Raw genomic sequence first — 9,886 nt, 5'->3', positions numbered from 1 at the left:
CAACACCGCGATCTACTCGCCCAACGGCGGCAATGTCGGCATCGCCTTTGCCATTCCCGCCCATACGGTCAAGCAGATCGCCGACCAGCTGATCAAGACCGGTACGGTGACCCGTGGCTATCTCGGCGTCTCCATCCAGGACGTGACCAAGGACATCGCCAGCAGCGTTGGCCTTGCCAATGCTCGCGGTGCCATCGTTCGTGAACCAGCCGGCGATGGCCCTGCCGGGGCTGCCGGCATCAAGTCGGGCGACATCATCACCGCGGTCGATGACCACCAGGTCTCTGACGCGCTTGATCTCAGCCGCACCATTGCCAACAAGGCCCCCGGCTCGACCGTGGAACTGACCATCTGGCGCAACGGCGCGGAAACCAAGCTCAGCGTGAAGTTGACCGAGCTCAAGGAACAAGTCGCGCAGAACCAGGACACCCCGACCCCGCCGGCTACCGTTCCGGACAGCACGACGAGCCTGGGCATGACCCTGGTTCCCAATGGTGACGGCTCGGGCGGCCTGCTGATCCAGGACGTCGCAGCGGATAGCATTGCCGCCCAGCGTGGTCTTGCCGTCGGCGATGTATTGCTCGAAGTCGACAACAAGGCCCTCACCTCGGTTGCCGACTATGACGATGCCCTTGCTGGCGTCCATGCAAAGGGTCTCGACACTGCCCTTGTGAAGGTGGCCCGGAACGGGGATGCTCGCTTCATCGGCCTGCCCATCAACGAACAGGGCTAAGGCCTTCCAAGGTCGCGCCGCCTGGCCCCTTAGGACCGAGCGGCGCGGCGACTGGCTCCGGGGTTCCCTCCTCCGGAGCCAATCCAGTGAGCGGAGCGTCGGCGTGAAGATTTTGTTGATCGAAGATGACCGGGAAGCTGCCAGCTATCTTATCCAGGCACTGGATGAAGCCGGCCACATCACGCACCATGCAAGCGATGGCGAAACCGGCTACGCGATGGCTTCCGGCATGGACTATGAAGTCCTGATCGTTGATCGCATGCTCCCCCGCCGCGATGGCCTCTCCATCATCGAAAGCCTCAGGGCCGAGGGCGACAAGACGCCCGTTCTCATTCTTTCCGCCCTTGGCGAAGTCGATGACCGCGTAACTGGCCTTCGGGCCGGCGGCGACGATTATCTCACCAAACCCTATGCCTTCACCGAACTCCTGGCGCGCATCGAGGTTCTGGCGCGCCGGTCGAGCCCGGCAGAGGCGGCGACCAATTATAGCGTGGGCGGGCTCTCGCTCGATCGGCTAAGCCGCAAGGTGGAGCGCGATGGCGAGGCCATACTGCTGCAGCCGCGCGAATTCCGCCTGCTCGAATATCTGATGAAGCATGCGGGCAAGGTCGTGACCCGCACCATGCTCCTCGAAAATGTTTGGGACTATCACTTCGACCCCCAGACCAATGTCATCGACGTGCATATGTCGCGGCTGCGCTCGAAGATCGACAAGGGGCACGATACGCCCCTGCTCCATACCGTGCGCGGCGCGGGCTACATGATCCGGGAATAAAGTGAGCCGTTTTGCCCAGGTCTGGCGGACATCCACTGTCCGCCTCACCGCGACCTTCATCGCCATCTTCGTCGTCTTCGCCATCCTGCTCATGGCCTTTATCGGCTGGCAGTCGAGCGTGCAGATTCAGCGCCAGCAGGCCGACGATATCGACAGCGAAGTGCGCCTGTTCCAGCGCATCGAAGCGACGCAGGGCATTCGCGCCCTCGCCTTTGCGCTCAACCGGCTTTCGGGCCAGCCCGGCCCTGGCGTTTATTTTCTCGGCGATGCTTCGGGGCAATACCTCCTCGGCAACATGACTGACGTGCCGCCCGATGTGCTGATCGATCCGGGCGTCTATAGCTTCGACTATGACCGGCCCGACCCGCTGGGCGAAGACGTCGGCAACCTGCCCGACCGGCGGAAACGGTCCGGGGTTGCCGTGGTGCGCTCGGTGGAACTTGCCAATGGCATGCGGCTGGTGGTGGGGCGCGACGTGGTCGAGCGGCGCGGTTATTCGGCGATTATCCTTCAGAGTTTTCTCGTTGGGGTCGTCGGCATCATTCTCTTCTCGGTGGTTGCCGGCGGGGTGACGGCGCGGCGGGTGCTCAAGCGCATCGACACCATTCGCGATACCTCGACGAAAATCATGTCGGGCAATCTTTCCGAGCGCGTGCCGATCACCAAGCGCAATGACGAATTCGACGGGTTGGCGCGCAATCTCAACGCCATGCTCGACCGCATCGAGCAGTTGCTGCAAGGGCTCAAGGAAGTCACCGACAATGTGGCGCATGACCTCAAGACGCCGCTGACCCGGCTGCGCAACCAGGCTGAAGGCGCGCTGCGCGACACCGCAAGCCCGCAAACACGCGAGCGGGCGCTCGAGACGGTGATCGAGGAAAGCGACAAGCTGATCCAGACGTTTAATGCGCTGCTGATGATCGCCCGTGTCGAGGCCGGCGCGCCTTCGGGAGCGCTGACCGAGATCGAGATCAGCCCGATCGTCGCCGATGTGGCCGAACTCTATACGCCGGTGGCGGAAGACGAAGGCATCGAGGTTTCGACCGATATCGCCGAGGGCGTATTGCTGCGGGCCAATCGCGAGCTGATCGGCCAGGCCATGGTGAACCTGCTCGAAAACGCCATGAAATATGCCAAGCCCGAGGATGGCAGCACGGGCCGGATCTCGATCGGGCTCGAAAAGATTGACGCCAATGTGGTGATCACGGTGGCCGACAATGGGCCGGGCATTCCCGAGGCCGATCGCATCCGCGTGCTGGAGCGTTTCGTGCGGCTCGAAAAGAGCCGGTCGGAACAGGGTTCGGGCCTGGGGCTGGCGCTGGTCAATGCCGTGGCGCGGCTGCATGGCGGGCGGTTCAGGATCGAAGACAATAGCCCGGGCGTAAGGGCGGTGCTGGAACTGCCACAGTAGGGGGCGGGCCGGACACTCACACGCACCACATCAGTCCCGCGAAAGCGGGTAGAGAGTGCGTTGGGGCGGCCGTGGCCGGCGGCTCCAGGCAGCCTGTACCAAAAACCTAAATCTGCGTTCTGGCCTTGAGGGCCTGGCTGAGCGTGCCCTCGTCGAGATAGTCCAGTTCTCCGCCGATCGGCACGCCGTGGGCGAGCCTTGTCACCTTGATGCCGGGGCCGAGGCGGTCGGTGATGTAGTGCGCCGTGGTCTGGCCATCGACCGTGGCATTCATGGCCAGCACGATTTCGGAACAGTCCGGCGCGCGGGAAATCAGCATGTCGAGATTGAGATCGTCGGGGCCGACGCCATCGAGTGGCGAGAGCACACCGCCGAGCACGTGGTAGCGCACCTGGCCCGGCGCCGCGCGTTCCATGGCCCAGAGGTCGGACACGTCCTCGACGACGATGAGAATACCGCTATCGCCGCGGCGCGGATCGGAACAGATCGAACAGGGGCTGACCGTATCGATATTGCCGCAGATTTCGCAGGTTTTTACCGCCATGACAGCACGATCGAGCGCAGCGGAAAGGGGCAGCATGAGCTGCTCCTTTTTCTTGATCATATGCAGCACAGCCCGCCGCGCCGAACGCGGCCCCAAGCCCGGCAGGCGGGCCAGAAGCTGGATCAATTGCTCGATTTCAAGTCCGCCAGATGGCATTCTTTTGCGACTTAGCTCGGTGTTGCCCCGACCACTGTGTCATCCCCGCGAAAGCAGGACCTCCGTTTCGTAACAGGGGTTCCCGCTTGCGCGGGAATGACACCGCGCGAGAAATATCAGAACGGAAACTTCATGCCCGGCGGGATCGGCAAGCCAGCGGTGACTTCGCTCATCTTGCGCTGCACCTGCTCTTCGCTCTTGCCCTTGGCATCGTTGAACGCGGCAACGATCAGGTCTTCGAGCACTTCGATTTCGGCCGGATTGGCAAGCGAGGGATCGATCTTGAGACCGCGCAGGTCGCCCTTGCCAGAGAGCGCGACGGTGACGAGACCACCGCCGGAATGGCCCTCAACGATCATGTCGGCAAGCTCGGCCTGCATGGCCTCCATCTTGCCCTTCATTTCGCTGGCGGCCTTCATCATGCCCATGATGTCTTTCATTCGTCGTCCTCTTCAATTGGTGCGGGGGCGATTTCGGTTGCGGCGGCTTCTTCGTCCTTGACCGAGACGTTAACGAGCTTGGCCCCCGGAAAGGTTTCAAGAATGGCCTTTACCAACGGGTCTTCGTGAGCCGCGGCGGTTGCCTGTTCCTTGCGCTGTTCGCGCTCCTGCCGGATGGTCATGCCTTCCGGCGGCTTGGTCGAGACCATGACCAGCCAGCGCTGGCCGGTCCAGGTCTGGAGGCGCGCCGCCAGCGTCGCGATCATGCCGGGGTCGGCGCCATCGGCGAGCGCCACTTCGATACGGCCCTGTTCGAAGGAAACCGGGCGCATCTGGGATTCGAGGGCGAGCTTGACCAGCACGTCGCGCTTGGCCGTGGCGAGCGCGATGAGATCCTTGTAGGTCGCAACGGTCGCCAACGCCGGCTGGGCGACAGCCTGTGGCTGCGCCGAGGCGATGGCCTGCGGCCGGGTGACGGGCACCGGGTCGGCCTGGGCGACGACGGCCATCGGCGTCTCGACGCGCAGCGCCGTGGCACCACCGCCTCCTCCGCCTCCGCCACCACCATTGGGCGGCAGGCCGCGCGGCGCGGGCGGCGACATGGGCGCATTGGCGAGCACCTGGCCCGAGAGCTTTGAAATGACCTCGTCGGGGCTCGGCAGATCGGCGGCATAGGCGAGCCGGATCAGCGTCATTTCCGCCGCCTGCAGCGCATTGCCGGCGCGGCCGGTTTCTTCATTGCCCTTGAACAGGATTTGCCAGGCGCGGGTCAGCGCGCGCATGGGCAGGCGCTGGGCCAGATCGCGGCCGCGGCTCTTTTCATCGGGCGTCAGCGACGCATCGTCAGCCGCGGCAGGCACGACCTTGATACGCGTCACCAGATGGGTGAATTCGGCCAGGTCCGCCAGCATGGTCTGCGGATCGGCGCCAAGATCGTAGAGTTCGCGCAGGGCCGTCAGCGCTTCGGCGACCCGGCCACCCATGACGTCTTCGAACAAATCGATGACGCGGGCGCGATCGCCGAGGCCGAGCATGGTTTTGACCGTCGCGGCGGAAACCGAGCCGCCGCCATGGGCGATGGCCTGGTCGAGCAGCGAGAGACTGTCGCGCGCCGAGCCTTCGCCGGCACGCACGATCATGGCAAGGGCGTCGGGCTCAAAACCGATGCCCTCCTGGCCGAGGATCTTTTCGAGATAGGCCGTCATGATATCGGCCGGGATGCGCCGGAGATCGAACCGCTGGCAGCGTGACAGGATCGTCACCGGCACCTTGCGGATTTCGGTCGTCGCGAAGATGAATTTCACATAGGGCGGCGGCTCTTCGAGCGTCTTCAGGAGGCCGTTGAAGGCTGCCGTCGAGAGCATGTGAACTTCGTCGATGACGTAAACCTTGTAGGGCGCCGAGGCCGGGCCGTACTTCACCGAGTCGATGATCTCGCGGATATCACCGATACCGGTATTGCTGGCGGCGTCCATTTCGATGACATCGACATGGCGACCTTCGATAATGGCGCGGCAATGCATGCCTTCGGTCTCGAGATCGAGCGTCGGGCGGCGGCCGTTTTCGTCTTCATAGTTGAAGGCGCGGGCCAGAATGCGCGCCGTCGTGGTTTTGCCCACGCCGCGCACGCCGGTCATGATGAAGGCGTGATGGATGCGGTTCTGCGCAAAGGCATTGCCCAGCGTCTGCACCATGGCGTCCTGCCCGACGAGCGTCGAGAAGTCGCGCGGGCGATACTTGCGCGCCAATACCAGGTAGGGCGTGGTCTGAGCGTCAGCCATCGAGCCCGTCCAATCGTCGCGTTTGAGGGAATCTGCCGTCAATCATGAAAAGGATCATAGGGCATCAGGTGGGGAAGCGTATGGCTGTTTGCCAGTCTTGCCCGCTTTTTTGAGCCGTCTTCACAAAAAATGGGAAGTAGGAGGCTGGCATCGACCCGTGAGGATCTCGTTGGGGCTGCTTCCTTCCGGACCTGACCCGGTTGGCGAGGAACACGTCCGCGCCAACCTCCCGATGGGCTATATGCGGATTTATCGATCGAAGTGCAAGGGGGTGCTGCGCTTCATGCACGAGGGCGGCAGCTCGCCCCCTTCGCACCGATCACCTGAACTGTTCGAAGATGAGCACCAGGCTGACCAGTAACATGATGATGCCGGAGACACGCCCGACAACCCGCGCCGCATTTGGGCGCGACCGCAACACCAGATTTGCGCCACCTGCGACCGCTGCATAGACCACCGCGCAATTGACCACATGCAGCAGACCCAGCAGCGCCAGTTGCACGGAAACTGGCCAGGCGGCGTTGAGATTGGAAAACTGCGGCAAGACGGCGAGAAAGAGCAGAAATACCTTGGGGTTAAGGCCACTGACGCCAAATCCCCGCGCTGCCCAGCTCTGCCAGGAGTTTTGCGCAGAATCATCTCCGGCCGCCACTTGGGCCGGGTGCATCACCATGCCGATGCCGAGCCACATGAGGTAGAGGGCCCCGATGATCGTCAGAACTGTCAGGGCGTGTGGAATGCCGACAATCAGAACGCCGACGCCAGCGGCAACCACCAGGGTTGCTACAAGATGTCCGGCCAGCAAGCCACTGACGGCGGGCACGGCCGCATTGTCCTTCAATCCGGCACTGATCGCATAGGCCCAGTCCGCCCCCGGCGTCACGACGAACAGCAAAGAAATCGACCAAAAGGTGATGAGCGCGCTAGCTTCCATTCACTTTCTCCATGGCGCGGGAAAATATCGTCTGGAGATCGAAATGAGCTTCCCATATTTTGCGGAGCAAGGACTCAGTGCGGGAGAAATTCGACCTTGGACGATTTTGATCGAAAGATTCTTGCTCAGTTACAGGCAGACGGACGAATTTCGCTGACGGTGCTGGCAGAACGCGTTGGCCTCAGTCTCTCGCCCTGCCATCGCCGGGTGCGCGCGCTCGAACATGCGGGCGTGATCCAGGGGTATCGGGCGCATCTCGACCCGTCGCGGGTAGGTCTCGACTTTGCAGCCATCGTCTTTGTGACGCTGCGCGAGGTGAACCGCGAAGCGGTTGAGGCTCTCGAGGAAGCCATTGCGGCCATTGATGAAGTCGTTCAGGCGCAGCGCCTGTTCGGCGACACCGACTACATGCTGCATGTCGTAGCGAGGGACCTGCCGGCCTTTCAGCAACTCTATGACAGCCGCCTGTCCGCCCTCCCTTCCATTCTTCGCCTCAACTCGACGCTGGTCATGAAGACCGTGGTACAGAGCCGGCCGCTGCCGCTGGCGGGATGAGCGGGTCCGAGAGGACCGACCGCAAGACTTGACCAAGGGGGCGGTTGGCCCTATAAGCCCGGCCCGGCCCCGGGAGGCCTGCCGCTTGCATGACTTGTGTCATTGGTGAACTCCCGCTCAGTTGATGCTGATCGCAATGTCCCCCTTGGGCAGTTGGTGCGGTGGCAATGCAAGCGCCCACTCAGACAATCCGACGTGCCCATCTGGAATGTTGAGATGAGTGAACAAAGTACCTCGGCCGCCATGCCGGCCAATTCGTTCCTGCGCGGATCGATTTCTTCCGTTTTTATTCGAACCAGCCTGCCCATCATCCTTGTGACCATGGTCAACGGGATGCTGACCGTTGCTGACGCGATGCTGTTGGGAGCCTTTGTGGGCCCCGAAGCCCTGGCGGCGGTGACGCTGGTCTTCCCCTTTTCCATGCTGCTGGTTGCGGCATCGACCATTGTCGGCTCCGGCATGGCCAGTATTCTTGGCCGGCGCCTCGGCGCCGGGGCGATGGACGAGGCCCGTGGTGTCTTCGCTTCGGCGCAGGGACTGGCGATCGCGCTCGGCATCGTGGCGATTGTCCTGTTCTTCCTCGGAGGCGGGGCGGTCGTCGCCTGGATGGCGGGGAACAATCAGCACCTGGGCGACCTGGGTTGGCAGTTCCTGGCCATTTCGTTCGGCTCGGCCCCGATCATGTTCCTGCTGACGGTTCAATCGGACGCGTTGCGCACCGAGGGGCGCGTGGCCTTCATGGCGATTGCCGGCGTTCTGTTGACGCTGGGCAATATCGCCCTCAATGCGCTGCTGATCGGCTACTTCCAGTTTGGGGTGGCGGGATCGGCCTTTGGTACGGCGCTGGCGCAGGTGCTGGCTCTGCTGCTGATCGTCGGCTACCGCATGGCCGGCAAGGCAGTGCTGCCCATGGTCGGTGTCCGCATCGACCGGAGCTGGAACGAAATGCTGGCCCTGGGCCTGCCGCGAAGCCTGAGCTTCATCGGCCTTTCCCTGGGTTCGGCTGCGGTTCTGTTCTCGCTGCACCAGCTTGCGCTGGGTGATAGGGAAACCGTGGTGACGGCCTATGGCGTGGTCATGCGCGTCATGACCTTCGCCTTCCTGCCGCTGATGGGGATGAGCCTTGCGCTTCAGGCCATCGTCGGCAACACCATCGGTGCGGGCCAGGCCCAGCGGGCAAGGGATACCCTGCGCCTGGCGTTGGGCGTCAGCGTGGTCTATGGCGTTCTGGTTCAGTTGACCCTGACCCTGGCGCGCGATGGCCTCGGCGGCCTCTTCGTCAACGACCCAGGCGTGGCGCAGACCGTCGCCGGAATCGTGCCGATCTACGTTGCCGGCTACTTCGCTTTCGGCCCCGTCATGATGGCTGCGAGCTATGTGCAGGCAATAGGACAGGTCCGCCAGTCCGCGATCCTGTCGCTTGGCCGGACCTATCTGTTCGCCATCCCCCTGACGCTGCTTCTACCCCTGTTCTGGGGTGAGACGGGTGTCTGGATCGCGGCGCCAGTGGCGGACATGTTGATGCTCGCCTTGGCGATCCTGGTTTGGCGGCGCAGTCGCTAAGACATCGTTCGGGCGCCGGCCATTTCAGGCCGGTGCCCGGGCAAGCCGGCGGTCAGCGCAGCAGGGATCGCAGGCGTTCAGCGTCGTCGGGGCCGGCAGGGTTGTAGACGATCAAGCCGAGATCAGGGCGGCCATCCACCGAGAACCCGGAATATTCGAGTTCGATCGGCCCCAGAATGGCGTGATCGAGGCGCTTGGTCCCCTCGCCGTGATTGCGGACGTCATTGTCGCTCCACATGGCCGCGAATTCGGGACTGGCGGCGCTCAGTTCGCCGACCAATTGGCCAATTTCGGCCGAGGCGCCGGCCCGCGCCGCGTCCGCGCGAAACGCGGCGACAACGAACCGCGCCATACGATCCCAATCAAGCTGGGCCGAGCGGATCTCCGGCCGTCCGAATATCAGCTTCAGGATATTGCGCTCCGCGACCGGCAACGCCCCATAGTCCGTCAGGATAAGAGCGGCCGCCCGATTCCAGGCGACGACGTCCCAAGTCGCGGTTTTGATGATTGCCGGGCTGATCTCGAACGCATCCAGCAGACGCTGCAATCGCGGCGTGACGCCCTCCACGGCGCGGTAGCGAACTTCCGGCGGACGGCCGAGTCCAAGCATGAACAGGTGCTCACGCTCCACTTCGGTCAGCATCAGGCCATTGGCGATCCGATCGAGCACATCGGCCGAAGGCGCTCCTCCGCGTCCCTGCTCGAGCAAGATATACCAGGTCGGGCTGATAATGGCCCGCTGCGCCAACTCTTCACGGCGAAGGCCCGGCGTGCGTCGCCTGTTGCCGGAGAACCCCAAGGCGACCGCGTCGAGCCGCTCCCGCCGATCACGCAGATAGGCACCAAGCATATTATTGGAGCCGGCCGCAGCCACCATGCTGTTACTCATTATACCAGGATAATGTCACTACTTTAACCGGATAAAGAATAGGCGCAGATCGGAGAAAGACCAATGGAGTATTTTCCACATGCAGATCTTTCTCACCGGTGCCAC

Annotated in this window: 10 protein-coding genes and 1 other RNA gene; 5 read left to right on the top strand and 6 right to left on the bottom strand. The window is 63.1% G+C overall.

From position 1 onward, the window contains the following. The 3 genes from J0I64_RS05540 to J0I64_RS05530 all read left to right on the top strand — a co-directional run. Positions 1-733: PDZ domain-containing protein (locus J0I64_RS05540; protein ID WP_291406613.1), on the top strand; the 733-nt coding region annotated here is incomplete at its 5' end. Between the two features lie 103 nt (positions 734-836). Continuing rightward, positions 837-1,508, top strand: coding sequence for a response regulator transcription factor (locus J0I64_RS05535; protein ID WP_291406612.1), 672 nt, complete (start codon positions 837-839; stop codon positions 1,506-1,508). 1 nt (position 1,509) lies between these two features. Then, positions 1,510-2,919 (top strand): HAMP domain-containing sensor histidine kinase, encoded by a 1,410-nt coding sequence (locus J0I64_RS05530; RefSeq protein WP_291406611.1) that lies wholly within the window; start codon positions 1,510-1,512, stop codon positions 2,917-2,919. A 106-nt stretch (positions 2,920-3,025) separates the two neighbouring features. Here the strand turns inward: J0I64_RS05530 and recR are convergent, their stop codons facing one another. The 5 genes from recR to J0I64_RS05505 form a co-directional block, all read right to left on the bottom strand. Then, positions 3,026-3,619, bottom strand: a complete 594-nt coding sequence (recR, locus tag J0I64_RS05525; protein ID WP_291406610.1) for a recombination mediator RecR — start codon at positions 3,617-3,619, stop codon at positions 3,026-3,028. Positions 3,620-3,735: 116 nt separating this feature from the next. Next, on the bottom strand, positions 3,736-4,059 hold the full coding sequence (locus tag J0I64_RS05520; RefSeq protein WP_291406609.1) for a YbaB/EbfC family nucleoid-associated protein: 324 nt from the start codon (positions 4,057-4,059) through the stop codon (positions 3,736-3,738). Then, entirely contained in the window at positions 4,056-5,840 is a 1,785-nt protein-coding gene (locus tag J0I64_RS05515; protein WP_291406608.1) for a DNA polymerase III subunit gamma/tau, read from the bottom strand. The genes J0I64_RS05520 and J0I64_RS05515 overlap by 4 nt, the downstream gene beginning before the upstream one ends. A gap of 135 nt (positions 5,841-5,975) precedes the next feature. After that, an RNA gene (gene ffs, locus J0I64_RS05510) (signal recognition particle sRNA small type) lies at positions 5,976-6,071 on the bottom strand. Between the two features lie 88 nt (positions 6,072-6,159). Then, positions 6,160-6,774: a LysE family translocator gene (locus tag J0I64_RS05505; protein WP_291406607.1), complete on the bottom strand. Its 615-nt coding sequence runs from the start codon at positions 6,772-6,774 to the stop codon at positions 6,160-6,162. A 96-nt stretch (positions 6,775-6,870) separates the two neighbouring features. Here J0I64_RS05505 and J0I64_RS05500 point away from each other — a divergent pair, with 96 nt between their 5' ends. Both J0I64_RS05500 and J0I64_RS05495 read left to right on the top strand, forming a co-directional pair. Continuing rightward, entirely contained in the window at positions 6,871-7,329 is a 459-nt protein-coding gene (locus J0I64_RS05500) for an Lrp/AsnC family transcriptional regulator (RefSeq protein ID WP_291406606.1), read from the top strand. Between the two features lie 216 nt (positions 7,330-7,545). Continuing rightward, a complete protein-coding gene (locus tag J0I64_RS05495; protein WP_291406605.1) occupies positions 7,546-8,892 on the top strand; it encodes an MATE family efflux transporter in 1,347 nt (448 codons plus the stop codon). A gap of 52 nt (positions 8,893-8,944) precedes the next feature. Here J0I64_RS05495 and J0I64_RS05490 read toward each other — a convergent pair whose 3' ends face one another. After that, entirely contained in the window at positions 8,945-9,769 is an 825-nt protein-coding gene (locus tag J0I64_RS05490) for a helix-turn-helix transcriptional regulator (RefSeq protein WP_291406604.1), read from the bottom strand. Between the last annotated feature and the right edge of the window lie 117 nt (positions 9,770-9,886).

The organism is Devosia sp. (genome assembly GCF_017307565.1).
Taxonomy (GTDB): Bacteria; Pseudomonadota; Alphaproteobacteria; order Rhizobiales; family Devosiaceae; genus Devosia.
Note: the sequence above shows the minus strand (reverse complement) of the source record. Positions and strands in the feature narration are given on the sequence as shown.